Below are 25,719 nucleotides of genomic sequence, written 5' to 3' on the forward strand. Positions count from 1 at the left end.
AGCCGGTCAGCGCTAGACTTGGGTATTCATGATTTCCTGATAGGCGCTCACCAGTTTGTTGCGCGCCTGAACCATGGTCTGGAACGACAAGCTGGCTTTCTGCAGTGACACCATCACATCCTGCAGATTCACCTCCTTGTTGTCACCCAACTGGAACTGCTTCTGCATCTCCTCCGAAGTCTGCTGCGCCGAATTCACCTGCTCTATGGTCGACTTGAGCACATCGGAAAAATCGACCTGCGACGTTTCCTGTGCCGCAGGGGCCTGCTTGCCGGCGGCCAAGGCCGCCGCGCTTCTCAGTTCGCCCAGCAACTGGTCGATATTATTGACTGACATGGCTACTCCGTGCCATTTCCTTCCGGAACATCCAGGCCAGAACCTGCAGCGTCTTCATCACGGTATCGCTGCAATTTGTAACGCAAGGTGCGCTCGCTGATGCCCAGTTTTTCGGCCGCCAGCTTCTTCACGCCGCCGACGACTGCCAATGTTTCCAGAATATGGCGTTTTTCAAGGGTTTTCATGTCGGTTTCATCCGACACCGAACTGTCTGAATCAGACACTGCCCGGGTAAACTGCCCCACGCCTGCGATATCGCCCAGCAAAAGATCGGCGGCAAGAATTTCCGCCCCGGCGGCAAGAATCACCGCCCGCTGCACGACATTATCCAGTTCGCGGATGTTACCCTCCCAACTATAGGCCGTCAAATGACGTTCCGCATCCCTGGAAAACACCAGGGACCCCCGCCCGGCGGCCTCCATATGTTTCTTAAGCAGGAATCGTGCCAGTGGCAGGATATCGTCCGTCCGGTCGGCCAGCGCCGGGATGCGCAAGGGGAAAACATTCAGGCGGAAATACAGGTCTTCGCGGAATTTTCCGCCCTCCACTTCAGCTTGCAGATCGCGGTTGGAAGTCGCCAGCACCCGGATGTCCAGCTTGATGGTGCGGGTGCTGCCGATGCGCTCCACCTCCCTCTCCTGCAGCACCCGCAGCAGTTTGGCCTGCAGCGTCAACGGCATCTCCGTCACCTCATCCAGCAGGATGGTGCCGCCCTGCGCCTGCTCGAACTTGCCCGGCAAGGCCTGGGCCGCCCCGGTGAAGGCGCCGCGCTCGTGGCCGAACAGCGTGGACTCCAGCAGATTGTCCGGTATCGCCGCGCAGTTCACCGCCACAAAGGGCCCATCCTTGCGGCGGGAGTAGCGGTGGATGTAGCGCGCCAGCACTTCCTTGCCGGTGCCGCTGGGGCCGCTGACCATCACGCTGGCGTCGCTTTGCGCCACCCGCCCCGCCAATGCGAACAGCTGACGCATCGCCGCCGACTCCGCCACCACTTCGCCGGTTTCGTCCCCCGGCATCCGCAATAGGTGCTTTTCCACTTCCGCCAGCAGACTGGGCGGCTCGAATGGCTTGAGCAGGTAATGGGTGGCGCCGGCGCGCAGCAGCTCGATCGCGCGCTCGATCACGCCATAGGCGGTCATCAAGATGAAGGGGATGCCCGGATACTGCTTCTTCACCTCCTCGAACAGCGTGTAGCCATCCATCGGCGCCATCTGGGCGTCGGAAATGATCAGGCCCACCGGCTCCTGCTTCAGCTTTTGCAAAGCCTGGGTGCCGTCGCCGGCCTCCAGCGTGGGATAACCGGACAGGGACAGGGTATCGATGATGGCCTCGCGCAGGTCTGCGTCGTCCTCGACCACCAGAATGGGTAGAAACTTCATGGAATCCAATGCTTTGTCTATGCGGAAGGTTGGCGCTGATGCGCCAGCGCGACCAGGCGCTGGGCGATGCTGGTCAACGCCAGCACCTCGTGGGCGCCGCCCATGGCTATCGCCTCCTTGGGCATGCCGAACACCACGCAGCTGGCCTCGTCCTGGGCGATGTTCCAGCTGCCGGCCTGCTTCATCTCCAGCATGCCGCTGGCGCCGTCCCGCCCCATACCGGTCAGAATGACGCCTATGCTGTTCTTGCCGACCAGATTGGCGGCAGAGCGGAACAGCACGTCCACCGAAGGCTTGTGGCGGTTGACCGCCGGGCCGTTGTTCAAGGAGGTGCTGTAGCCTATGGTTGGCGCGCTCTTGATCAATAAATGGGAATGGCCGGGGGCGATATACACTGTCCCGGCTTGCAGCCTTTCATTGTCCTCCGCCTCCTTCACCCGCAAACGGCACAGCGAATCCAGCCGCTGGGCAAAAGAATGGGTGAACATTTCCGGCATGTGCTGGGCCACCAGGATGGGTGGCATAGCCGCCGGCAACGCGGTCAGCAGCGTGCGCAGCGCCTCGGTGCCGCCGGTGGAGGAGCCGATGACGATTACGGTCTGACTGGCCAGCGGCGTCTTGCCCGGCTGGCGTGGCAGGATGACATCCGCGCTATGGCTGGGGACAATTTCCAGCGGGGTCTTGTTCGCTCTCTCGTGCGAAGTCAGGGCCATGGATTTACCTTGCTGACATGGTCCGCCCGCGCCGGCGATAGCCTCTTTTGCATCACCGGCCTTTCGCGGGCTTGATAGGTTATTCAGGTAGCTTAGCAGGACTTGCCCCGCTCCGGCAGCCCGTCGTCCACTCGGCGCTGCACCAGCCCAAGCCGCGCCAGCCAACCATCGCAGGCCGCCTCCAGCAAATCCAGCACGGTTTCAAACCCTTGGCTGCCGCCATAATAAGGGTCCGGCACCTCGCATCCTTCGCCCAGCGGCTCCAACATCAGGCGCAACTGCCCTTGCAGGGCGACCGGGCACCGCTGCCGCAGACCGGCCAGATTATGGTTGTCGGCGGCCAGAATCAGGTCGAACGCGGCAAAATCGGCATCGTCCACCTTGCGGGCGCGCAACGGCGCCAGATCATAGCCGCGCCGGGCCGCAGCCCGGATGCTGCGCGCGTCCGGCGCTTCGCCCGCGTGATAGCCGTGCGTGCCGGCGGAGTCGACGCGAAGCGCCTGCGCCAAGCCCGCCTCCGTCGCCCGGCGCCGCATGACGGCCTCGGCAGTGGGAGAGCGGCAGATATTGCCGTGGCAGACGAACAAGATTGATAGTTTTTCCATTAAAAACAAATGACCACTAAGAAAACACAGCGAATTCAATACGCGGCCACGGCCCCAAATTTGCGCATCTGCGCATATATGTATATCGAGAGCTTAAATATTGACACGAAATCAGCCTTACAACCATCCTCAACAGAAGATATAAAGTTTGATTAGTAACCCTCTTCGCCGCCCATGCCTAGCCCGCAAATAACATCTAAGGCAAAAACCAGTCCAGGAAAATTAAATACAGATTTTAAAAGAATCATCCGCTTAGTCGACCCGACCGACCACTGCGGAAACATCACCAGCGCCAGCAGCACAAACGCAATATTTGGCAAGGCCGCCGCGCCGGCTGGCAACTCCGTCAGTTACCCGAAGCAAAGCCACGTAAACTGCGCGACTGTCGAAGGCGATCCATAGTGGGCAGTCGGCGGCGAAGACGTGACTCTGAATGGCCATAAAGCCAGCTGCGGCGCTCAAGGTAAATCTTCATGAAGGACCAACAAGCAGGCAGTCGGCTCATCTGTCGTTAACCACACCTTGCCGACCGCAGACGTCCGGCCAATGACGCCGAACCACCTGACGCCAAATCAGGTGATCGCTTTTTGAAAGCCTCGCCTCCCCTGCTCTGACACTCTCGACATCAGGAATAGGCAGATCGAACGGCAACGAACCGGGCGTCGCTTCGCGCGCAACCATGGCTTCGGCAACCTGCCGCTCCTGCAGGCAAACAGCCAGCGCTCCATACCAGCCTGGCAAGGCAACTTGTCTCCGCTTTTTTTGTTATCTGCACAGGCCAAAATACGATGTCTACCTCCATCCACGTCAATACCCGCCAAACAGCGTTCTCCCTGAGCAACGAACGAGCGGCCCGCATGATGAGCGGCGACAAGCAAACTGCTACTCATATGGGCCTGTGGGACAAGTTCAAGGACTTGTTCCGCGCCGAGAAAAAACAGGACGCGTTGAATACGCTGTTCGAACTGACGAACACCTGGCGGGGCCCCTCCCACTCGTTTTACGCTTTCAACCAGCTGGCCCAGATGGCCACGACGAACAACCGCACGCTGTTCACTATCGCGGTGTCGCCGGATCAGACCGGCTACAAAATCAGTTATTGCATTAGCGGCCACGCGGTGAAAACGGAGCAAGTGTCGCTGGAAGCGCGGGACATGATTCTGGCGCGCCTGGGCCTGCCGCCCAGCGCGGAGCACGCGCAAACGCAAGCTTTATCGCTGGAGGATTACCGGCGGGACATCTCCGCGGATCAACTGAACCAGCTCAAGGACAGCGACTTTGGCGCCGGCGGCGTGCACAAGCGCTTCCACGCCGGCACCGGGGTGCTGCAGGCCCGCGATGATGTCGGCCGCGAGGACTTTGTCCGCGAAAACCGCCTGCAGGAGTACGCGGAATCCCACCCGGATCTGCAGCACTACATTTCCACCCAGCAGCAGATCGCCACGCCGCCGGGCGTCAGCGACAAATTCGCCTACGCCCAAGTACCGCTGTACGACCCGGCGCTCATCGCCAGCCGCGAGCTCGATGTGGCGTTGCCCGCGCTGTCGCTGGACCAGGCCAGAAGCATGGCGACCCAACTGGTGGACATGGCCAGGGCCTTTTATTGCAATCAGCTGTCCCACCGCGATTTACACATGCAGAACCTGCTGGTGCACGAACGCAAGGAGGACGGCGCCGTATTCCTGAAGGCCATCGACTTCGGCCGCGCCAAGTTCGGCGCAGCGGAGTTCGAAGCTGACCGCTTCAACGACATCGACTACCTGTTCGATCGGCAGGGTTGCTCCCTGGCGGAAACAGTGGGACGCAATTATCTGGCCGGCAAGGACTCGGCGATATCCAGAAAGCACTACCCTCTGCACAAACTTCTGGAGCGCTTCAATAACCGCGGCGCGGACGTGGCGGGAACCTTGTCCGGGATCGGCGAACGACTGAAGGCCGACTTGCAGATGGCGGGGGATGATCGCGAGCGCATCGATCAGGCGTTCGAATGCGCCGCCGGGGAAGTGCAGATGGCCTTGGGCTGGGGTGCGCAGCTGTAATAACCCCTGCCTGCCGCTCGTTTTCATCATTGAGGAATCCGGCCACGCCACTCCAGTCTCGATCGGGGTGGCGACACCCGCAGAAAACCGCGCTATGCGATGTAGCCTGACAAAAACAACCGGACGGGCGCCCCCGCCGCGACCACATCCGGCATCGCGCACAGATTGAATCTCCTCCGGCAGGCAGGTCTGTCGCTTTTCCTCTTGACGCCTCCGCATGGCCTTGCAAATCAGCCTGTGCCGCGGTTTGACGGCCTAGCTGCTTGGCCAAGCCGCTCCTAAGCAGTGCCGGACCACCAACTGGCAAACCTGTAGCCAGGCCCTACGTCAACGCGGCTCTTTGTCCATCTGACTGGACAACGACATGGCATGGCGGGCAACGCCGCGCGCCAAACGTGGACGGGCGCAGACCTCTAACGATGCAGCCATCCTGCTGTGCCTGACCACGAGATGCCTGTTCGGCCTGGAGTCGCGGCAGCTCGGTGGAAGCCAGGATGCGTTGTTTCACATTGCTGGGGAAAAGAGCGATAGCGCGGCGCTTCGATGGCCAAGCAGAGTTGCAAGCGCTTTCATCCTTTCACAGATTTATGCAATACAGCCCGACCAAAGCATTCGCGCAAAATACTCACGCCGGCGCCCAGCGCATTTGCGGCAAGCACTCCCGCTCGCCGCCGGCGGTCGTCGCGCAGTCCGTCTAAGCCAGCCAATGCACTCATTCTGATACGGACAGCGCCCGCATCTCGGCGAGCAAGCCACCAAGATGGTCTGCATCGCCGGCAGCAATGCGCTTGGCCGGCCTCTGCTCGCCCACAGTCGGCGTTCGACAAAACAGTTGATTGACTTGCGCGCCACTCAGGCTGGTCGGCAGCGAGGCAAGTTTGATGATCTTGCATTTAGGTTTCCCAAAATGTCACCGCCCCGAAGAACCGGAACCGCTAGCGCCATGCGCACGCACCGCTAGGCAGCACACAGATAATCAAAGTAATGATAATCATCATTTTAATTTCTTGCAGCCGCCATATCGCGGCACAGACTCGCCACGGAGTAATGAATATGAGCAAAGTCATTGGACAGATTCAATCAGAAACCACCATCCAGCCAACATCTCAAATAGGAGGCCGTTACGATGACTCGCCCAGCCATGATGGCGCAGCGGGTCATGAGATGCCTTACCTAGACACCTATGAGTTTGGTGATGATGGAACAGATGGCTTTCCAACAGAACATAAGGGCAGCCGCTACTGGATGGATAGGCTACAAGTGGACGAAGCCGATCCCGAATTTTTCAGCCCAATGGACAATGCCATGGAATTGGATTTTGACGACTAGGCTCCCCTGCCTACTTTGAAAACACATGCTGGGCACGATAGCGTACAGACCATTTCAACATCCAGACTTACTCTTTAGCCATTCCGACAGTCGTTATTCCCCAGCATGGAATTAAGGAGCAATAGCCATGGTGAACTTCATTTCGCATACTCAGTCCAGCAGCATAGGCCTGCCCCTCCCCCGACCAACCAGCCACTCTGAAAAGATCGCAGGAAAAACGGGCACTGACAAGACAAGCGGAAAGCCCTCCATTTCAGGTGCAAAAAATCAACTCAGCCTTCATGCCGACAGCGCCGATCAGACCATGTCGCAAGCTGAATCATCAACCAACTTTTCCGCCTACGATATGATCGCAGCCAATCAAATCCAAGCCGCATGGGAGCAATACATTGGAAACTCACAGAAATTCTGGGACCTATTGACTGAAAATGAACTATTGGAAACCGAGGGCGATCTGCTAAAGCTTACTGAATTAGTGCAACAGCGCTATGACATTACGCATCAAGTTGCTGAAAGACAAGTCAGGTCCATTCTCGATCAGTCCATATTGATTTTCCAACTACAAAAAATGTACCAAAAAAACACATAACTCTCATCGCATTCGCAGCCTTGCTTGAAAGCGTGCCTCTCTGTCCTCCACATCTCACTTGCTCCGATTTTGCAAAAGGAATTTCTCAAAAACATACCACCGACATCAACCATGGGGAAGCTTCAACCTATCGCTCCTATGCGTAGAATCATACTACCTACCTTGGCGAATCGCTTCATTTAGCACTCACCAAGCAAATAGGCAAATAGTATCCTACAAGTTTTTCATGAAGATATTAACTAACAATCGCAGGGTACGATAACAGACTGACTAGATATGAATTGGCATTTACCCTCTAGTTTACCTAGCGGTTTGCCATTTGGCAGCACTAGGCTAAAGGAGTAATGATCATGAGCGAAACCCTTAACAAATCCAGCACTACCGGCCAGACAACGAACCAAAATCCGACCGCCCCCGACAAGTCGGCAAGCAATACTGAAGCTTCCAAAAAGACTATAGGCTACCCCGGTCATTCAGGCAGCCAAAGCACCGCGGCGCCCACACCAATCGACCAAGACAAGCCAATCTGCCATAGCGCGCTTGAGCAAGCCCCCGCCCATCAGGCCGCCGACTGCGAAGACAAGCCGGTCGGCCATGCCGAAGGCGCCGGTCAAACCCAAGCTCATGCAGACCACTGCGGGTCTACGCCAGACCAGTCCAAGCATGCGTGGAAAGAGCATATCAGCAAAGCCAAACAAGCTTTGAATCAACTGACTGAAGCAGAGCTATTGCAAACAGAAGGTGATTTGCTGAAGCTTACCATCATCGTACAGCGACGATATGGCATCACTCACGAAGCTGCAGAAAAGCAGGTCAAAACCGTTCTTGATCAATGCCTATAATTTTCAGCTGCAAATAAAGCGACGCAATCGCAAAAAAGGCCCTCGGCATTAGTGAGGGCCTTTATTTTACTAACGACGCTCACTCTTCATCAGTAGCGTCTGGCTTTTAGAGTTCCAGCTCGATGAAAGGGCACCGCTGCAGCCAGCAGCCTTGCATGCAAGGCTGCTGGAGTCAGCCGAAAGCCGCTTCCTGTTGTGTTGGTATTGCCGACACTCCTTCTGCATCCCTATCCAGCCATGAGCCATGGCTGTTAATCAGAGCAGCATTCGCAGTCAGTCCCAGCCAAAAAGATAGGCCGGCTCGCTCAACTCGGCCAACATCTGGCGGATGGAGGGACAGGGGTTGCCCTCCTCGTCCACAACGGGCACATCGAGTTCATCCTCCGCAATCGGAGCGACATCCCCGACAGTCAGATCCGTCTGGCCTGCCAGCTCCTCCAGCACGGCCAAAGCCTCTTCCCGGGAACCGGCGGCGACGATATCGTTGCCGCCAACCTGATAAGCCTTCAATGGCTGCTCCATCCCTGCGTCCCTCATCAAAATGCTTCCAATGGTTTACTCATCCAACCGCCCCTGCAAGGGGCCGGGCTCCCTGCCGCAACGTTTTTCATGCGCACTCGCATTCCGGCACATGATATTCCTTTTGCCGGCATTTTCCGATCCGCCAACGCCGGCAAATCTGCTCTCCACCGCATGCCGGGGAGGCATCCAGTCCATGCATGCCTTCCAGACCGCCTGGCACGCGCAATCCATGATCATGGCTGGCGAGCAGACAGCACCTCTTTGGAATGATCGGCCTATACTCAGCTTGCCTAGCGCCAGGCCTGCATACAATCGCCTCGCATGCCACCGACCACAAAGCGCAACCTAACAGGGACACTTTCAGGATGAAACCATCAAAAATGATCGTGCAGGCCGCGTCTGTCGCCATCGCCTGCCTATTGCCGCACTCCAGCGCCAATGGGCAGGAACTGTGGGACCCTCATCTGCGCGGCATCAACGAAGGACTGGCCGCAGGCGTGCTGCCGCCGGAAGGCGTCTATGGCGTGCTGAACAACTACTGGACCTGGGTGGACAAATACGACCACAACGGCGACAAGACCGGCCTGCGGGTAAGAGCGCTGATCGAACTGCCGGAAGTGCTGTGGTCGACCGGGCTTAAGGTGCTCGGCGCCGACTACGCCGTGGCCATCGCCCAACCGGTCGACTACACCACGCTCAGCGGCGGCGGCCTGCCACCCAATGGCCGTTGGGGCACCTTCAACACCATTCTGGTTCCAGGACAGCTGTCCTGGGCGTTGCCTAACAACCTCCACCTCAAGACCAGCCTGGCGGTCTATCTGCCTACCGGCAGTTCATCGCCGGGCCGGCTGCCGAACGGCACCTATCTAGGCGCCGCCAACGGCTTCTGGACGCTGCAGCCCGGTTTGGCGCTGAGCTGGCTGCACAACGGCTGGAACCTGAGCATGGACGCCACCTACGCCTACAATTTCCGCAACCCGGACACCCAGTACCAGTCCGGCCAGCAGCTGGCCATCGACTACACCGCCGCCAAAACCATAGGCAAATGGACGATAGGCCTGGGCGGCTACCAGGAAAACCAGCTGGGCAACGACTCCGGCAGCGGCGCCGCGGCCTGCGCTCAGACCGGAGGCTGCCGCGCCAGCAACTACGGCATCGGCCCGCTGCTTGGTTATCAGTTTGGCAAAGTGAAGCTGATGGCGATCTACAACTACGGCTTCCACACCAGCAGCGATGTCGGCGGCAATTCCTTCAATCTGCGGCTGAGCTTCCCCTTCCAGTAGCGGACGGCCGGCCCTCTTCGCTGCCGCAGGCCGCGCGCGCCAGCCGCTGCAAGGGTTCGCGCATGTCCAGCACCAGCCGCCACAGGCTCTCCGCCGCCGGCGACAAAGTGCGGTTGCAGCGGCGGATCAGCACGATGCGGCGGCTGGCGCGCGGCGACAAGGGTTTCGCCAGCAGATCGCAGCCGGCCGGCAAGGGCATGGCCAGGCCCGGGGAGATGCTGACCCCTATGCCGGCCGCCACCATGCGGAACACCGAATGGGAATGCCCCAGCTCCTGCGCCACCGGGCAATCCAGGCCGTATCCCCGCAATAGCTGGTCTATCAGCGGCCGGCTGCCGGAGCTGCCGTCCAGCAGCACCAGCGCCTCGCCGTCCAGCTGCCGCCACTCCACCCCGGCGGCGGCGGCCAGCCGGTGGTCGCTGCGGCACACCAGCCAGAAATCGTCAGCCAGCACCTCTTCCTGCCACAGATCGTCGCAAGGCTCCGGCTCCACCACCAGGCCGAAGTCGGCCGCGCCGCCGCGCACCGCCGCCACGTTGAGCCGCTGCACCTGGTCCTGCAGATGCAGCGTCAGCTGCGGATAGCGCTGGCGGCAAGCGGCGATGATGACCGGCATCAAGCTGGCGGACACGGTGGGGCTGCTGGCGACATGCACGCTGCCCATCGCCTGTCCACCTTCCTTGCGCGCGGTCCGCAACACTTCGTCCAGTTCATTCAGCGCGCGTGCAAGCTTGGACAGCAAGCGCTGGCCGGCATCCGTCAGCACCACTTCGCGGGTGGTACGGTCCAGCAGCCGCAACTCCAGCGCCTGCTCCAGTTCGCGCACCGCGCGGCTGACCGCCGGCTGGCTCAGGCCCAGCTCGTCCCCGGCCCGACTGAAGCTGGCCAGTTCCGCCACCCGGCGGAATACCTTCAGTTGACGTAGCGTGACATTCATAAAAAATAATCATCAATTGATCAGATAAATACATTTGTATTCTGAATCCGGCTGCGCTTCAATACTCGCATCGCTGTTTCACCGAATGACCGCCATGCCCAAACTGCTTGATTCCTTCACCCTGGCCCTGCTCTCCACCGTCGCGCTAGCCAGCCTGCTGCCCTGCTCCGGCGCAACCGCGCAGGCCTTCAACCTGATCACCAATCTGGCGATAGGGCTGTTGTTCTTCCTGCACGGCGCCAAGCTGTCGCGCGAGGCGGTGATCGCCGGCGCCGGCCACTGGCGGCTTCACCTCACCGTGCTGGCCTGCACTTTCGCGCTGTTTCCGCTGCTGGGCGTACTGCTGCGGCCGCTGTTGACGCCGCTGGTCACGCCCGAGCTGTATCTGGGCATCCTCTACCTGTGCATGCTGCCGTCCACCGTTCAGTCGTCGATCGCCTTCACCTCGATGGCGCAAGGCAATGTGCCGGCGGCCATCTGCAGCGCCACCGCGTCCAATCTGCTGGGCATCTTCATCACGCCGCTGCTGGTGGGCTGGCTGGTGGTCAGCCATGGCGGCGCGGCACAGGGCATGGGCTCGGCGCTGGACATCGTCTACCAGCTGCTGCTGCCCTTCATCGCCGGCCAGATCGCGCGGCGCTGGATAGGGCTCTGGGTGGACAAGCGCAAGGCCCTGCTGAAGTACGTGGACCAGGGCTCCATCCTGTTGGTGGTGTACACCGCCTTCAGCGCCGCGGTGATCGGCGGCCTGTGGCGGCAGACGCCAGTCAGCGCGCTGCTGGGCCTGCTGGTGGTGAACGGCATCCTGCTGGGCCTGCTGCTGGCGATCACCACGCTGGCCGGGCGCAAGCTGGGCTTCAACCGCGAAGACCAGATCACCATCCTGTTTTGCGGCTCCAAGAAGAGCCTGGCCAGCGGCGTGCCGATGGCCAAGGTGCTGTTCGCCGGCCACGCCATCGGCGCCATCGTGCTGCCGCTGATGCTGTTCCATCAGATCCAGCTGATGGTGTGTGCGATGCTGGCGCAGCGCTTCCGCCGCCAGCATCTTCGGCAGAGCCGGATGCAAGAAAAATCCCCGCTGGCCTGAGCGGGGATAGAGGATGGCGGAAAGCCTGGCTTACAGATCGCTGAGCCAGGCCTTTTCCTTCAGTTGCTTCAGTTCATCGCGCACCCGCGCCGCCCTTTCGAACTCCAGATTGCGCGCGGCCTCCATCATCTCCTTCTCCAGCCGCTTGATCTCCTTGGCCAGCGACTTTTCGTCCATCATCGCCACGCGGGCTTCGTCCACCAGCTTTTTGCGCTCGTCCTCCACGCTGTAGACGCCGTCGATGATGTCCTTGATCTTCTTCTCCACCCCCCTGGGCACGATGCCGTGCTCGGTGTTGAAGGCGATCTGCTTGTGGCGGCGGCGCTCGGTCTCGTCCATCGCCCGCCGCATCGAATCGGTGATGCGGTCGGCGTACAAGAGCGCGCGGCCGTGCAGGTTGCGCGCCGCGCGCCCTATGGTCTGGATCAGACTGCGCTCGGAGCGCAGGAAGCCTTCCTTGTCGGCGTCCAGGATGGCCACCAGGCTCACTTCCGGGATGTCCAGGCCTTCGCGCAGCAGGTTGATGCCGATCAGCACGTCGAACACGCCGAGGCGCAGATCGCGGAGGATCTCCACCCGCTCCACCGTGTCGATATCGCTGTGCAGATAGCGCACCTTGATGCCGTGCTCGGTGTAGTAGTCGGCCAATTGCTCCGCCATGCGCTTGGTCAGTGTGGTGACCAGCACCCGCTCGCCGCGCTCCATCCGCAGGCGGATTTCCGACAACAGGTCGTCCACCTGGGTGGCCACCGGGCGGATTTCGATCTCCGGATCCACCAGACCGGTGGGGCGCACCACCTGCTCCACCACCTGGCCGGCGTGATCCTTCTCGTACACCGCCGGCGTGGCGGAGACGAATATGGTCTGCGGCATCAGTTGCTCGAACTCATGGAATTTCAGCGGCCGATTGTCGGCGGCAGAAGGCAACCGGAAGCCGTACTCCACCAGGTTGGCCTTGCGCGCGGCGTCGCCCTTGTACATCGCCCCCACCTGCGGCACCGTGACATGGCTTTCGTCTATGAACATCAGCGCGTTTTTAGGCAGGTAGTCGATCAGCGTCGGCGGCGGATCGCCTGGACCGCGCCCGGAGAAGTGGCGCGAATAGTTTTCGATGCCCTTGCAGAAACCCATCTCGTACAGCATTTCCAGATCGAAGCGGGTGCGCTGCTCGATGCGCTGCGCCTCCACCAGCTTGCCTTCCTTCAGATACCACTCGACGCGGCGGGCCAGCTCCTCCTTGATCTCTTCGCAGGCGCGCAGCACGGTGTCGCGCGGCGTCACGTAGTGGCTGGACGGGAACACGGTGAAACGGCCGACGCGCTGCTTGGTGACCCCGGTCAAGGGATCGAACAGCGTCAGCGTTTCCACCTCGTCGTCGAACAGGCTGACACGCAGCGCGGTGTCGCTGCTTTCCGCCGGGTAGATGTCGATCACGTCGCCGCGCACGCGGAAAGTGCCGCGGCTGAAGTCCAGGTCGTTGCGGCTGTACTGCATGGTGGTGAGGCGGCTGATCATCTCGCGCTGCGGGGTGGTTTCGCCTTCCTTCAGGTGCAGGATCATCTGGTGGTAGTCGGACGGATCGCCGATGCCATAGATCGCCGACACCGTCGCCACGATGATGCAGTCCGGCCGCTCCAGGATGGATTTGGTGGCCGACAGCCGCATCTGCTCGATGTGCTCGTTGATGCTGGAGTCTTTCTCGATGAACAAGTCGCGGCTGGGGACGTAGGCCTCCGGCTGGTAATAATCGTAGTAGGAGACGAAATACTCGACCGCGCTGTTCGGGAAAAACTCGCGCATCTCGCTGTACAGCTGCGCCGCCAGCGTCTTGTTGTGCGCCATGATGATCGCCGGCCGGCCGGTCTGGGCGATGACGTTGGCCATGGTATAGGTCTTGCCGGAACCGGTGACGCCCAGCAGGGTCTGGTAGGACAGGCCGTCGGACAGGCCCTCCACCAGTTGGGCGATGGCGGCGGGCTGGTCGCCGGCCGGGGCGAACGGCTGGTTCAGCTGAAACGGGCTATCGGGAAAGGTCAGCAGCATGGGCGGGTGCACGGAGGTGGCGAAACCGTTGATTTTACGCTCATCGCCGCCCAATCTCATCCCCCGTGTGCGCCGCGCCTCCAGCCCGCGCCGCCCGCGGGGATATCGGGCGAAAATGACCGCGGTCGGAAAATGTTTTTTTGCACTACACAGCAGCGGAACATTGTTTAAAATGCAAGCAGGACGCCATTGGCCATTGTGGCAAACGATGACTGCAACTTGGCAGAATTTAGGCGCAAATGCCGAAGGAATACCGTCCAATCCTCTCCAAAATAAGCGCTCATGATGGAGTGACGCATGATCAAGAAAATCGCAAGTTTGCTGGTGTCGGCGGCGTTGTCCATGCCGGTGCTGGCGGCTTCGCCCAAGGGCGTGATGGTGGCCAGCGAGATGTCCGGCTACAGCGCCCCCAGGCTCAATTCCCACTCGGTGCTGGTGCTCAACGGCAGCACCGGCGAAACCCTCTACGAAAAGAACACCCATCAAAGGATGCCGATCGCGTCGATCAGCAAGCTGATGACGGCGATGGTGCTGCTGGATTCCGGCGTGCCACTCGACGAGCAGGTGACGGTGTCGAATGCGGAGATAGACCGCGTCAAACACACCACCTCGCGCCTGGCCGTCGGCACCACGCTCAGCCGCAAGGAAATGCTGCTGTTGGCGCTGATGTCGTCGGAGAACCGCGCCGCCGCCACGCTGGCGCGCACCACGCTGCCGGGCGGCACCGCCGCCTTCGTCGAGCGGATGAACCGCAAGGCGCGCAGCCTGGGCATGAGCGAAACCGTGTTCCACGACCCCACCGGCCTGGACGTGCGCAACACGTCCACCGCCGCCGACCTGGCCAAGATGGTGATGGCGGCGCAGAAATACCCGCTGATCCGCGAATTCACCACCACGGAAAAACACCAGATCGTATCGGCGCGCAACCGCGTGCTGCAGTACAAGAACAGCAACGCGCTGGTGCGCGAAGGCGACTGGGACATCGCCGTCCAGAAAACCGGCTACATCCAGGAAGCCGGCCGCTGCATGGTGCTGCAGGCGGTGGTCGGCTCGCAGCCGCTGGTCATCGTGCTGCTGGACGCCGGCGCCAGTTCCGCCCGCGTCAACGACGCGAGAAACATCAAGATTTGGCTGGAGGCCCATCCCGGCAGCTGGCTGGCCGGCTGAAACCGCTCTTCCCACGCCAAGGGCCGGAATATCCGGCCCTTTTTCATTTCACCTCCCCGGCTTGCAGGCCAACAGCTGCCGCCGCACCCAATCGTGAGCCGTGGCGCGAGCGTGCCGGGCGTGGCAATACACCTTGAGCCGATAGGGCGGAATGGCGAAAGGCGCGGGGAAGATATTGACCGGCACCGCCGCCGCCAGGGTTTTCACCGCCAGTTGCGGCAGCGTCATGACCAGATCGGTATCGGCAATGATGAAAGGCGCGGCCAACACTGACGGCACCTGCACCGCCACCTCGCGCGCCAGGCCCAGCGTGTCCAGCACATGGTCCACCACCCCGCGCGCCTCGTTCCACGGCGTCACCACCACATGCCGCGCCTGCAGATATTGCCGCAACGTCAGCCGCTCGCGGATGGCGGGATGGTTCTTGCTGGCGATGGCGACGTAGTCATCGCTGAACCAGTCGAAATCATCAATGCCCGGCGGCAGGCCCCCCTGTTCTTCCGAATAGCCCAGCGCAAAGTCTATGCTGCCCGCCAGCAGTTCCTGCAACGGCACCTTCTGCCCGGTCTGCACCACGCGGAAACGCAAACGCGGCGCCAGTTGCTGCATCCGGCGCAGGAATTGCGGCAGTATCGCGAAAGTGGTGTAGTCGGTGGCGGCGAACACGAAGACGCGGTCGCTGTCGACCGGATCGAAATCCGCGCCCTGCGTCAGGCCGTCGGACAACAGCGCCAAGGCGGCCGCCACCGCCGGCGCCATGGTTTCCGCTCTTTGCGTCGGACGCATCTCGGCGCCCACCCGAATGAACAAGTCATCGGCCAGCGCCTGGCGCAAACGCGCCAGCGCATGGCTGCAGGCCGAGGCGCTGATCACCAGCTCGTCGGCGGCAGCCAGCACCGAGCGCCGGCGGAACAGCGCGTCGAACAGCAGCAGCAGGTTGAGGTCCAGCCGCCGCAGTACAGGATGAATATTTTTCATTTTTCACTGAAAACAATGCACTGTATTCATCTTACTGGCTGACATAAGATTGCGCTCAATGTTTTCCCCTGCAACATCATGCCAGGGCCCAGCCATCCAAGGAGTCGCAATGAGCATCCAGATTCACCCCGCCCAGCCGCAGGACTCGGCATCGATCCACCGTTTCATCACCGAACTGGCCATCTACGAACGCGCCGAACATGAGGTGAAGGCCAGCGTCGCCGACATCGAAGCCACGCTATTCGGCCCCGACGCCAAGGCCAGCGCGCTGCTGTGCCATGTCGACGGCCAACTGGCCGGCTTCGCCGTATATTTTTTCAGCTATTCCACCTGGCTGGGCAAGAACGGGCTGTACCTGGAGGATCTGTACGTGACGCCGCAGATCCGCGGCGCGGGCGCCGGCAAAGCGCTGCTGCGCCATCTGGCGCGACTGGCCTGCGAAAACGACTGCGGCCGCTTCGAATGGAGCGTGCTGGACTGGAACCAGCCGGCGATAGACTTCTACCAGTCGATAGGCGCGGCGCCGCAAGCGGAATGGGTGCGCTACCGGCTGGCCGGCGCGGATTTGCGGCATTTCGCTTACGGCGAGGATGCCGCCACCGCCTGACCGTTCCGCCTAATGCCGCTGCTTGCGGCGGCGCCACACCACTCGGGCCAGCAATTCGCCAGGCTCTGGGCGGTCTCGCAAGCCACATCCTCGGCCCCGTGGCAATGTGTCGGGGCCAGATAATCGGAAGCACATGGCGGCTCGCAATAGCCGGCCTGCCGTAGACGGCGGGCCGGCATGCTGGTTACCGGACACAGCGCAACAGACCCTCCCGAGCCATCCAGCCGCGGCGCCGCAACTCGTGGCCGCGGATCGCCCGATGCGCCAAGCCCAAGCATCCGGCCCGCCCGCTCACCCGGCGATGGGCGCAAACAAAGACTTGCGCGGCGATAGATGCCATTGATACCGTCGAATCCGTTCAAGAGCGAAAACCTTCAGCGTGGTTGATGTATGGGATAAATCAACACATCATATCAACCCGCCATCCCTAAGAGCCTGTTCAAAGTCCTTTTCGTCAACGGTCGCTTTCTGCCGGATGGGCCACGCGGAAAACGGCACGTCGGCAGCAACCGGCCTTGTTGTCGGGCTTGGCTTTGGGCTGACCCAAGCCTGTGCTCTCCTCCGCGCATCTGGCTGCGGCTCAAGCCAGCGCTGCGCGGAAAGAGACGTTGAACAGGCTTTAAGCTTAAGCTAGAAGTCCGGCAGGCAGGATGCGAGCGCCTCGGCGCATCAATCGAGCGTCACGGCACAACGCCACCCTACGCGCCCACCTATCATCCGTCTTGCCTCATTCCACAGGTGAATCGATATGCGCAATACCCTGCTGATCGCGAGCCTGCTGGCCCTGCCGCTGGCCGCCCATGCCGATGGTTTCAAGTTGTCCAGCAGCAGCATCGCCGACGGCAAGCCGCTAACCCTGCGCCAGGTCTATCAGGGCTTCGGCTGTGAGGGAAGCAACATCTCGCCGCAGTTGTCTTGGAGCGGCGCGCCAGTTGGCGCCAAGAGCTTCGCCATCACGGCCTACGACCCGGACGCGCCCACCGGCAGCGGCTGGTGGCACTGGACCGTGGTCAATCTGCCGGTCAGCGTGAATGCGTTGCCAGAAGGCGCCGGTAGCGCAAACGGCAAGCTCCCCGCCGGCGCGGTGCAGGGCCGGACCGACTACGGCGAATCGCGCTTCGGCGGCGCCTGCCCGCCGGTGGGCGACAAACCTCACCGCTACCAGTTCACCGTCTGGGCGCTGAAGGTGGACAAGCTGCCGGTAGACGCCAATGCCAGCGGCGCGCTGGTGGGCTTCATGCTCAATGCCAATGCGCTGGGCAAAGCCACTCTCACCGCCACTTACGGCCGCTGAACGCTTGATGTCCGCTCCGCGTCACCGCCTCAGCCGCATCGAGGCCGGAGAGATCCGCGCCCGTCTGCCGCAGAACATCAAGCGGGTTCCGTGTTCGTGCCGGCGCTATGCCGCGTCCGCCTAGGCCTCAAACGCATCTGGCTAGGCGAGCGAAATGTCGGCCGGGCCGGAGCGGCTGGTGCTGCTGCCGGCCGGCATCGAGGCGGACATCGCCAATCTGTCCGGGCCGGACGGCTATCTCGCCGACATCGTCAGCTTGCCGCCCGAGTTGCTGGACGATTTCCGCCAGCGCCACGGCCCCCTGTTGCTGAAGCAACGGCCAGGATTCGAACTGTGCCCGCGGCTGGACCCGTGCGCCGAGTTCGCCTGGAACGTCCTGCTAAACAGCCTGCGCGCGGATGACGCGCCGGAAATGTCCACTCACCACGCCTTCGGCGCGCTGCTGGCCCTGGCCTTGGCGGGACAGGTCGAACCGCTGCTGCGCCCCGCCTCTGGCACCGTCACCGAGCAGGTGCGGCACTTGCTTCTGCTCGACCCCGCCGCCGGTTGGAGTGTGGACATGGCGGCGCGGCGGCTGAACCAAGGCGCATCCACCCTGCGCTGCCATCTGGCCACTTTCGGGGCATTCTGGAAAACGTGCGCATGGGCTTGGCCTTGCAACAGGTGCAGAACGGCGAGCGCGCCATCGCCGACATCGCGGCCAGCAGCGGCTACGCCTCCGCCTCGCGCTTCAGCGCCCGTTTCCGCCAACGCTACGGCCTGACGCCGATGGAGCTGAGACGCACCTGCTGACCCTGGCGTTTCTCTGCAAAGTCCCAGGCCGCGTAGCGATCTCCCAAGCCATCGCCAAAGACTGCCGCGCTTTCCGGCTGGCGCGGCATCACGTCGCATGCTTTCGCGCCAGCCATGCGCATGACTTCACTCCCGTCCGCGGCCCTCCTTGTTGTCGCTGCCCGCCTTCGAAGCTACCGCCCCATCAAGCAGCGGACGTCTCCGCCTGCCGCAACTCCAGCAGGTTGCCCGCTGGATCGCGCAGGAATAGTTGAGTCAAGCGATCCGCCGCCACATTGCGCTGGCTGAAAAAGTCTAGCCCCAAGCCGCTCAGCGCCTCGGCGGCATGACTCAGGCTTTCCACGGTGAGGGCGACATGATTGGCCACCGGATCGCGGCCCGGACCCTGGGCGTAGCGCGACTCGCCTGCATTGCCCATCACGTGCAGTTGCCGCGCGTCCGGCAGATCGAGAAAACAGCCGGGCACGCCGGGAATGTCCCAACGCGTCGGATCGGTCTCCAGGCCGAACACCTGTTGATAGAAATCCCGCATCGCCTCCACTTTGCCGGGCGGAACCGCGAAACCGACATGGTGAAGCGCTTGAATCGAAATCGTCATGACAGCTCCTTTTGACAGAATGAGCTCAAATAGTACGCTAGGCATATAATTAGTCAACCTAATTATTTCAAGAGATCGACGCTTTGTCGCTTTTCCGCTAGCATCCGTGCAGCTCTCCTAGCGATCGATGGACCATGAATACCGCAGACACACCCTCCTGGCGTGAAGAATCCGCCGGACTCCAAGCCCCCCATCTGCTACTGATGCGGGAAACCTTGCCTGCGGATAACGCGGAAGATGGCGCGACGGCGGGTTTGCTGCTGCTATGGCTGGGCGATGACGCGCTCAAGCTGGTCAATGAAAGGCTGGCGGAGCACGGCTTGTCAGAAAACAAGCTGCAAGTGCTCATGCTGTTCTTGCTGCAGGAGAAGGGCTGCTTCGGCGATGACACGCCGACGCCATCCAGTATCGCCAATTACTGCGGTATCACCCGCGCCTCCGCCACCGGCTTGTTGGACTGGCTGGAAAAACGCGGACTGATCGCCCGAACGCCCCACCCCACCGATCGGCGCAGCCTGCAGCTCAAGCTGACGGACCAGGCCAGAACCGTGCTGGGAGATGCGCTGCCTGGATTCTGGCGCAGCTGCTCGGCGCTCACCGACGCGCTGGACGCGCAAGAAAAAAGCCAGCTGCTGACGCTGCTGGCCAAGATGTGGAACGCGACGCAAGCCCGGTAACATGGCTTGAGCCGCCCGCAATCCGGAAGCCTGAGCCAACACCACCCGGTCTGCCACGCGGACTCGCCGCCTGAGTCAGTGAAAACGCAGCAGCGCGGTCTCGTCCACCCCCACGCCGATTTCGCCGCCGACGAACAGCGCTGCGCCCCAGCGCGCCGCCTCCCTGGCGGACAAGGTCAGCACCAGCTCTCCCTGCGCCGCCGCCACTTTGACTCTCGCGCCCTCGGCCAGCGGAATCAGCTCGATTACCGTCGCGGCGGGCTGATCCTCTCCCAGCAGAATGGCGGCTGGAGGGATCGCCGCCTGCTCGGTCACGTTGTCGTAACCGATAAAACGCGCCAGCCAGGCATCCGCCGGCTGCGCCAGCAATTTTTCCGGCGCCGCGCATTGCAGCAGGCGGCCATCTTTCAGCACCGCCACCCGGTCCGCCAGCGCGAAGGCTTCGTCGCGGTCATGGGTGACGATGATGGCCGGCATGCCGGCCTCGCGCAGCAAGGCGCGAAACTCCCTTTGCAGTTGGCTGCGCAGATCCGCGTCCAAGCTGGAAAAAGGCTCGTCCAGCAGCAACAGCCGCGGCTGCGTCGCCAGCGCACGCGCCAGCGCCACCCGCTGCTGCTCGCCGCCGGACAGCGTCCATACCTTGCGCGCGCCATGCTCGGCCAGGCCCACCCTGGCCAGCATCGCCCCAGCCTGGACCGCCGCCTGGCGCCGGGCGCAGCCCTGCTCGATCAGGCCGAACATCACATTGCCCAGCGCGTCCAGATGCGGAAACAGCGCGAAATCCTGGAACATCAGCGCGAAGCCGCGCCGCTCCGGCGGCAAGGCTGCCAGGTCGGTTCCGTCAAAGCGCAGCTCGCCGCTATCCGGCCGCGCCAAACCGGCGATCATCTTCAGCAGCGTGCTCTTGCCGCAGCCGGATGGCCCCAGCAAGGCCAGCGTCTCGCCAGCGGCCACGTTTAGCGAGATGTCGTCCGCCACCCGGCGCTGGCCGAAACGCTTACTCAGATTTTGCAGCGCCAGCATGGCCGCCCTCCTTATGTCCAGCCGGCGCGCCGCCGCTCGACTCGATTATCCAGAACGCCAGCAGCGCCAGCAGCATCAACAGGCAGGACAGTTGCATCGCCGCATCCATATTGGCCGCGCCGGGCCGGCCCAGCCGCTGGTAGATCAGCGTGGTCAGCGTCAGCCATTCCGGCCGCGACAGGAACAGCGTCACCGCGAACTCTCCCACCGCCGTCGCCGCGGCGAAAGCCAGGCCGCGCCGCAGCGCCGGCTGCAGCAGCGGCCACTGCACGCGGCGGAACACCCGCCACGGGCCGGCCCCCAGGCTGCGCGCCGCCTGGGCCCAATGCGGCGGCTGGCCGTCCAGCGCCGAGAGCAAGGCCTTGGACACGAAGGGGTAGGCCAGCAGCGCATAAGCCGCCAACAGCAGGGCCAACGCCGCGCTCCACTGCGGGTACAGCAGCAAGAGGCCGAAAGCCACGCACACCGGCGAGGCGACGAAAGGCAGGAAAATCAGGGCCCGCAGCGCCAGGCTGCGGCCGGCGGCCAAAGCGTGGCACAGGCCCAGCGCGCCGGCGGCCAGCACCGTCAGCGCGGTGAAGCGGGCGCTGTTGAACAGCGCCAGCCGGGTATCCTCATCCCACAAGGCCAGCCAGCTGCCGGCGGCGGCAAGGCCGCGCCACAGCACCGCCAGCAGCGGCAGGCCGGCGAACAACAGCAACACCGCCAAACCCGCCAGCAGAGCCAGCCTCTCGCGCCAATTTCGCACCGGCTGCAAGGGCAAGGGCTCCACTTTGGCGCTGGTGGCCAGCCTGCGCGCCAGCGCGGCGTAGACGGCGGCGATGGTCCCGCACACCAGCAGCACCAGCAGGGCCAGCGCGCCGGCGTCGGCCAGATTCAGTTCGTAAGCCACCAGGGTGTAGATTTCCACTTCCAGCGTGGCGTAGCGCTGCCCGCCCAGAATCAGGGCCAGGCCAAAGCCGGAGAAACAGTAGAGGAAGACCAGGCACAGGCTGGACAAGAGCCAGGGCAGCGCCGCCGGCCATTCCACCCGCCAGAAGGCGCGCCAGCGCGTCGCCCCCAGCGTGCGGGCGGCGGCAAGCCGGCTGGCCGGCACCTGTGAGAAGCCGTCGCAGGCGGCGCGCACCACCAGCGGCAGATTGAAGAACAGGTTGCCGTAAAGCAGCAGCCACGGCGTGTCCTGCAGATTGACGCCGGCCGCGCCCTGCGGGCCGAACAGCGCCAGCACCCCCATCGCCGCCACCAGGGTGGGCATCACGAAAGGCAGCATCAACAGCCGCAGCAGCAAGCCGCGGCCGGGAAAACGGTAGCGCGCCAACAGCCAGGCCAGGGGCACGCCGATAAACAGGCACAGCAGGCAGCTGACCGCCGCCTGCAGCAAGGACCAGCCCAGCCGCCAGCGCAGATAGCCGTCGGCAAACAGGCCGGGACTGATCCTCAGCCCGCCTTCCGCCAGCAGCCGCGCCAGCGGCGCCAGCGCCAGCGCGGACAAGAACAACAAGGGCAGGCCGGCCAGCGCCAGCCGCCGCGCGTCAAACTGCTTCAAATACTTGCTCCAGACAACGGCCAATCGGCCGTCAACACCTCTTCGCAACCCTCGTCGTCGCGCACCTGGGCCACCTTGGCGAAGCCCAGCTGCGCCGCCAGCCGCTGCGACGGCAGGTTGTCCGGCGCTATCGACAGCACCAGCCGCTGCACTCCGCCCTGCCCAGCCGCCCAGCCCGCCATCGCCAGCAGCGCCTCGCGCGCATAGCCCAGGCGGCGGAAAGCCGGGTAGACGGCGTATCCCAGCTCGACGTCGCCGTGGCCCCGCAGATAGGGATGGCCCGGCAGGGTGTGAAAATTGATATGCCCCACCATCGCCAGATCGTCGCGGCGCAGCATGGCGCGCACCGACCACGGCGCATACTCCGGCTGTTGCGCCATGTCGTCCAGCCGCATCGCCATCAGTTCACCCTCCGCCAGCCAGCCGGCGTCCGGCTGGCAACCCAGCGCCGCCGCCGCGGCGTCGATATCGCCGCGCAGGCAGGCTTGCAGGAAGTCTGCGCTCATATGGCGCAGGATCAGACGAGGGGCGACAATATCCTCGATCATCATGACGTTTCGCTCAGTTTCAGACAAACCGGCATTATCGACCCGTCAAGCCGGACTAGCCAGCCGACTTCAACACCACCCGCGTCCAGCGGCTGATCCAGCCGCGCTGCTTGGCGGCCAGGGTGGCGGCATCCGGCGTGTCGTGCGAAACCGGCAGCAACGAGTGCTTGAATACCGGATCCAGCGCGATATTGTCCGCCGCCGGGTACATCCACATCCGGGTGGGGATGTCTTTCTGTACCGCGTCGGAACGCAGGAAAGCGATGAACTGCTGCGCCAGTTGCGGTTCCTTGCCGCCCTTGACCAGCGCCGCGCCCTCCACCTGACGGAACACCGTGCCCGGCAGCAACAGGTTGGCGGTAGGCGCTTCGGCAGGCTTCTCCTTGCTGTAGAACACCTCCGCCGCCGGGCTGGTGGCGTAGCTCACCACGATGGGGCGGCCGCCGCCGTTCTTGGAGAAATCGGTGTAATAAGCCTCGGTCCAACCCTTGCTCACCTTCACGCCGTTGTCGCGCAGCTTGCCCCACAAGGCGAAGGCCTTGTCCTCGCCCAGCGCATGGATGGTGGACGCCAGGAAGGCCAGGCCCGGGCTGGAGGTGGCGGGATTCTCCACCACCAGCAGGTCCCTGTAGGCCGGCTGGGTCAGATCGTCCAACGACCTGGGCAGCGCCAGCTTGCGCTTGGCGAACCAGGCCTTGTCGTAGTTGAGGGTGACGTAGCCGTAGTCGATGGCGACCGCGCCGGGCAAACTCACCTTGCCGCCGCGCGCCAGTTCCGCCGGCAGCGGCGCCAGCACGCCAGCCTGCTGCGCCTTGCCGATCAGGCTGTTGTCCAGGCCGAACACCACGTCGGCGATCGGGTTGGACTTAGTCAGGATCAGCTTATTGGCCATCTCGCCGGCGTCGCCGGCCTTGATGATGGACACCTTGGCACCGTATTGCTTTTCGAACGCCGCCAACAGCGGCTTGTCTACGCTGAACGAACTGTGGGCCAGCACGCGCAATTCCGCCGCCTGAACAGGCAGGCAGGCCAGGCTCAAAACGATGATGGCGAGTTTGGGGAACAACTTCATGGACAATCTCCGTGCGGTGAAACCACGGAGCAAGCAGGCAAGGCGGGCGATATCCCGCACATCACGCTCCCTCCGCTGGCATGATCCAGATCAGGTTCTCAGGGTGTCTCTCAGCCCGTTTGCAGGGCACCCCCGGTGACAGGGCGACAGTATAGCGCAGATGCGGCCATACAACTTAACACTCTGGCCCCACCGCTTAACACCGGTATTAGAACAAATGGCTAAGCTGAGAAACGAACCCGCTTTTGGCTATCCGTGGTGAAAACAATGATCAAAAACATCCTGCTGGGCGCCTCCCTGTGCAGCCTGCCCATACTGGCCATGGCCGACATAGGCATAGACGGCGCCCGCCATCTGCTGCTGCGCACCGGCTTCGGCGCCAATCCGGCGCAGATCGCCGTGTACGCGCCGCTCAGCCGGGAGGCGGCGGTGGACAAGGTGCTGGCGGCCACCGCCACCCAGGCCGTCACCCCGCCGCCCAGCTGGGCCAACGACCCCTTCGAGCGTCCCGGCCAGCCCGGCCTCACCGAAGAGCAGAAAAAGACGCTGCAGCAGGAGCGCAACCAACATGCGGTGGAACTGCGCAGCTGGTGGCTGACCGAGATGCGCAACACGCCGTCGCCGCTGACCGAGAAGATGACCCTGTTCTGGCACAACCACTTTGTCTCGGCGCTGGACAAGGTGAGGTCGCCGCAAATGATGTACCAGCAGAACCTGCTGCTGCGCCATTACGCGCTGGGCGACTTCGGCCAGCTCTTGCACGCGGTGGCGCGCGACCCGGCGATGATGCGCTACCTGGACACCGCCAACAACCGCAAGGAACAACCCAACGAGAACTTCGCCCGCGAGGTGATGGAGCTGTTCACGCTGGGCGAGGGCCATTACAGCGAACAGGACATCCGCGAGGCGGCGCGCGCCTTCACCGGCTGGGGGCTGGACCATGATGACCAGTTCATCGTGCGACCGCGGCTGCGCGATACCGGCGAGAAGACGATCTTCGGCCAGCGCGGCAATTTCGACGGCAACGACGTGATCGACCTGCTGCTGCAACAGCCTGCCACCGCGGTCTTCGTCACCAACAAGCTGTGGCGCAACTTCGTGTCGCCGACGCCCGACCCGGCGACAGTGGGCCGGCTGGCCGAGCAGTTCCGCCGCAGCCATTACCAGATCAAGCCGCTGCTGCGGGCCATGCTGCTGACGCCGCAGTTCTGGCGCAGCCAGGGCCAGTTGGTGAAATCGCCGGTGGAACTGACCGTCGGCACCCTGGTCACCTTCGACCTGATGCCGGCCGACTGGCGGGTGATAGCCGGCCTCAACCGCCAGTTGGGCCAGGACCTGTTCGCTCCGCCCAACGTCAAGGGCTGGCCCGGCGGCGAAGCCTGGATCAACAGCGCCACCCTGCTCACCCGCAAGCAGTTCCTCGACCGCATCGCTCACGACGCCGCCCCCGCGCGCGACGCCTTCGCCCAGGCCGACGGCGACATGAGCGAAATGGCCGGCCGCGAGGCGCGCATCCGCCGTTTTGCCGCCAACGGCCTCAACTCGATGAAGCTGCAGCCCGACGAATGGGCGGCCATCTATCATGCACGCAGCGCCACCGACAGCGCCCGCCTGTTGCTGGCGCTGCCGCCCGCCAATCCCCTGCCGCCGGATACCAGCGGCGCCAAAGCCATCGCCCAGCTGCTGCTGGACCCGGCCTACCAGGTTGAGTAA

Annotated in this window: 28 protein-coding genes and 1 riboswitch; of the genes, 14 read left to right on the forward strand and 14 right to left on the reverse strand. The window is 62.8% G+C overall.

Translation table 11 applies throughout. The annotated features are described in order from the left end of the window. Positions 1-12: 12 nt before the first annotated feature. The 4 genes from fliE to BI344_RS16930 form a co-directional block, all read right to left on the reverse strand. Positions 13-336, reverse strand: coding sequence for a flagellar hook-basal body complex protein FliE (gene fliE / locus BI344_RS16915; RefSeq protein ID WP_071114034.1), 324 nt, complete (start codon positions 334-336; stop codon positions 13-15). Positions 337-338: 2 nt separating this feature from the next. After that, positions 339-1,715 carry a sigma-54-dependent transcriptional regulator gene (locus BI344_RS16920; protein WP_071114035.1) on the reverse strand — a complete coding sequence of 459 codons (1,377 nt, stop codon included), beginning with the start codon at positions 1,713-1,715 and terminating at the stop codon, positions 339-341. Between the two features lie 17 nt (positions 1,716-1,732). Further along, positions 1,733-2,428, reverse strand: coding sequence for a chemotaxis protein CheB (locus tag BI344_RS16925; protein WP_071114036.1), 696 nt, complete (start codon positions 2,426-2,428; stop codon positions 1,733-1,735). 92 nt (positions 2,429-2,520) lie between these two features. Further along, positions 2,521-3,033, reverse strand: a complete 513-nt coding sequence (locus tag BI344_RS16930) for a low molecular weight protein-tyrosine-phosphatase (protein WP_071114037.1) — start codon at positions 3,031-3,033, stop codon at positions 2,521-2,523. A gap of 174 nt (positions 3,034-3,207) precedes the next feature. Here BI344_RS16930 and BI344_RS24100 point away from each other — a divergent pair, with 174 nt between their 5' ends. From BI344_RS24100 to BI344_RS24105, 6 genes are all read left to right on the forward strand, one after another. Continuing rightward, positions 3,208-3,435, forward strand: coding sequence for a PAAR domain-containing protein (locus BI344_RS24100; RefSeq protein ID WP_139167062.1), 228 nt, complete (start codon positions 3,208-3,210; stop codon positions 3,433-3,435). Between the two features lie 386 nt (positions 3,436-3,821). Next, the gene (locus tag BI344_RS16935; RefSeq protein ID WP_083370273.1) at positions 3,822-5,072 is read left to right on the forward strand and encodes a hypothetical protein; all 1,251 of its coding nucleotides are present in this window, start codon (positions 3,822-3,824) and stop codon (positions 5,070-5,072) included. A 364-nt stretch (positions 5,073-5,436) separates the two neighbouring features. Beyond that, a complete protein-coding gene (locus BI344_RS26195; RefSeq protein ID WP_083339002.1) occupies positions 5,437-5,793 on the forward strand; it encodes a transposase in 357 nt (118 codons plus the stop codon). A 332-nt stretch (positions 5,794-6,125) separates the two neighbouring features. Next, positions 6,126-6,401 carry a hypothetical protein gene (locus tag BI344_RS16940; protein ID WP_139167063.1) on the forward strand — a complete coding sequence of 92 codons (276 nt, stop codon included), beginning with the start codon at positions 6,126-6,128 and terminating at the stop codon, positions 6,399-6,401. Between the two features lie 127 nt (positions 6,402-6,528). Next, positions 6,529-6,990 carry a CsbD family protein gene (locus BI344_RS23185; protein WP_083370274.1) on the forward strand — a complete coding sequence of 154 codons (462 nt, stop codon included), beginning with the start codon at positions 6,529-6,531 and terminating at the stop codon, positions 6,988-6,990. A 350-nt stretch (positions 6,991-7,340) separates the two neighbouring features. Then, a complete protein-coding gene (locus tag BI344_RS24105) occupies positions 7,341-7,832 on the forward strand; it encodes a CsbD family protein (RefSeq protein ID WP_139167064.1) in 492 nt (163 codons plus the stop codon). Between the two features lie 273 nt (positions 7,833-8,105). Here the strand turns inward: BI344_RS24105 and BI344_RS16955 are convergent, their stop codons facing one another. Further along, positions 8,106-8,369 carry a hypothetical protein gene (locus tag BI344_RS16955; protein WP_071114041.1) on the reverse strand — a complete coding sequence of 88 codons (264 nt, stop codon included), beginning with the start codon at positions 8,367-8,369 and terminating at the stop codon, positions 8,106-8,108. Between the two features lie 350 nt (positions 8,370-8,719). Here BI344_RS16955 and BI344_RS16960 point away from each other — a divergent pair, with 350 nt between their 5' ends. Further along, entirely contained in the window at positions 8,720-9,637 is a 918-nt protein-coding gene (locus tag BI344_RS16960; RefSeq protein ID WP_158020809.1) for a SphA family protein, read from the forward strand. Here BI344_RS16960 and BI344_RS16965 read toward each other — a convergent pair. Further along, positions 9,606-10,574 (reverse strand): LysR family transcriptional regulator, encoded by a 969-nt coding sequence (locus BI344_RS16965; RefSeq protein ID WP_083370275.1) that lies wholly within the window; start codon positions 10,572-10,574, stop codon positions 9,606-9,608. The two genes, BI344_RS16960 and BI344_RS16965, sit on opposite strands and share 32 nt — an antisense overlap. Positions 10,575-10,668: 94 nt before the next feature. Between BI344_RS16965 and BI344_RS16970 the strand changes: the two genes are divergently transcribed. Beyond that, entirely contained in the window at positions 10,669-11,661 is a 993-nt protein-coding gene (locus BI344_RS16970) for a bile acid:sodium symporter family protein (protein WP_095210846.1), read from the forward strand. A gap of 30 nt (positions 11,662-11,691) precedes the next feature. Here BI344_RS16970 and uvrB read toward each other — a convergent pair whose 3' ends face one another. Next, the gene (uvrB, locus tag BI344_RS16975; protein ID WP_071114089.1) at positions 11,692-13,704 is read right to left on the reverse strand and encodes an excinuclease ABC subunit UvrB; all 2,013 of its coding nucleotides are present in this window, start codon (positions 13,702-13,704) and stop codon (positions 11,692-11,694) included. Between the two features lie 297 nt (positions 13,705-14,001). Between uvrB and BI344_RS16980 the strand changes: the two genes are divergently transcribed. Further along, positions 14,002-14,871, forward strand: coding sequence for a serine hydrolase (locus BI344_RS16980; RefSeq protein WP_071114044.1), 870 nt, complete (start codon positions 14,002-14,004; stop codon positions 14,869-14,871). A gap of 48 nt (positions 14,872-14,919) precedes the next feature. Here the strand turns inward: BI344_RS16980 and BI344_RS16985 are convergent, their stop codons facing one another. Beyond that, entirely contained in the window at positions 14,920-15,849 is a 930-nt protein-coding gene (locus tag BI344_RS16985; RefSeq protein WP_071114045.1) for a LysR family transcriptional regulator, read from the reverse strand. A gap of 109 nt (positions 15,850-15,958) precedes the next feature. Between BI344_RS16985 and BI344_RS16990 the strand changes: the two genes are divergently transcribed. From BI344_RS16990 to BI344_RS26200, 3 genes are all read left to right on the forward strand, one after another. Beyond that, positions 15,959-16,456: a GNAT family N-acetyltransferase gene (locus BI344_RS16990; RefSeq protein ID WP_071114046.1), complete on the forward strand. Its 498-nt coding sequence runs from the start codon at positions 15,959-15,961 to the stop codon at positions 16,454-16,456. A gap of 748 nt (positions 16,457-17,204) precedes the next feature. Continuing rightward, positions 17,205-17,750, forward strand: coding sequence for a kinase inhibitor (locus tag BI344_RS16995; protein ID WP_071114047.1), 546 nt, complete (start codon positions 17,205-17,207; stop codon positions 17,748-17,750). A gap of 642 nt (positions 17,751-18,392) precedes the next feature. After that, positions 18,393-18,542: a helix-turn-helix domain-containing protein gene (locus tag BI344_RS26200; RefSeq protein WP_083370277.1), complete on the forward strand. Its 150-nt coding sequence runs from the start codon at positions 18,393-18,395 to the stop codon at positions 18,540-18,542. Here the strand turns inward: BI344_RS26200 and BI344_RS24525 are convergent. Together BI344_RS24525 and BI344_RS17005 are read right to left on the reverse strand one after the other, a co-directional pair. Next, a complete protein-coding gene (locus BI344_RS24525; RefSeq protein WP_162275550.1) occupies positions 18,503-18,664 on the reverse strand; it encodes a hypothetical protein in 162 nt (53 codons plus the stop codon). The genes BI344_RS26200 and BI344_RS24525 overlap by 40 nt on opposite strands. 62 nt (positions 18,665-18,726) lie before the next feature. After that, entirely contained in the window at positions 18,727-19,140 is a 414-nt protein-coding gene (locus tag BI344_RS17005; RefSeq protein WP_071114048.1) for a VOC family protein, read from the reverse strand. 134 nt (positions 19,141-19,274) lie between these two features. Here BI344_RS17005 and BI344_RS17010 point away from each other — a divergent pair, with 134 nt between their 5' ends. Then, complete coding sequence (locus tag BI344_RS17010) at positions 19,275-19,817, forward strand: MarR family winged helix-turn-helix transcriptional regulator (RefSeq protein WP_071114049.1); 543 nt, start codon at positions 19,275-19,277, stop codon at positions 19,815-19,817. A 75-nt stretch (positions 19,818-19,892) separates the two neighbouring features. Here the strand turns inward: BI344_RS17010 and BI344_RS17015 are convergent, their stop codons facing one another. The 4 genes from BI344_RS17015 to BI344_RS17030 are packed head-to-tail and all read right to left on the reverse strand — an operon-like array spanning position 19,893 to position 24,006. Further along, positions 19,893-20,840, reverse strand: coding sequence for an ABC transporter ATP-binding protein (locus tag BI344_RS17015; protein WP_071114050.1), 948 nt, complete (start codon positions 20,838-20,840; stop codon positions 19,893-19,895). After that, positions 20,815-22,386, reverse strand: coding sequence for an ABC transporter permease (locus tag BI344_RS17020; RefSeq protein WP_071114051.1), 1,572 nt, complete (start codon positions 22,384-22,386; stop codon positions 20,815-20,817). The genes BI344_RS17015 and BI344_RS17020 overlap by 26 nt, the downstream gene beginning before the upstream one ends. Next, the gene (locus BI344_RS17025) at positions 22,383-22,937 is read right to left on the reverse strand and encodes a GNAT family N-acetyltransferase (protein ID WP_083338997.1); all 555 of its coding nucleotides are present in this window, start codon (positions 22,935-22,937) and stop codon (positions 22,383-22,385) included. Before BI344_RS17025 ends, BI344_RS17020 begins: the two co-directional genes overlap by 4 nt. Positions 22,938-22,989: 52 nt before the next feature. Next, positions 22,990-24,006, reverse strand: a complete 1,017-nt coding sequence (locus tag BI344_RS17030) for a thiamine ABC transporter substrate-binding protein (RefSeq protein WP_071114052.1) — start codon at positions 24,004-24,006, stop codon at positions 22,990-22,992. A 49-nt stretch (positions 24,007-24,055) separates the two neighbouring features. Beyond that, positions 24,056-24,150, reverse strand: a riboswitch (TPP riboswitch). Between the two features lie 123 nt (positions 24,151-24,273). Here BI344_RS17030 and BI344_RS17035 point away from each other — a divergent pair. After that, entirely contained in the window at positions 24,274-25,719 is a 1,446-nt protein-coding gene (locus tag BI344_RS17035; protein WP_071114053.1) for a DUF1800 domain-containing protein, read from the forward strand.

Source organism: Chromobacterium sphagni (genome assembly GCF_001855555.1).
GTDB classification, from domain to species: Bacteria; Pseudomonadota; Gammaproteobacteria; order Burkholderiales; family Chromobacteriaceae; genus Chromobacterium; species Chromobacterium sphagni.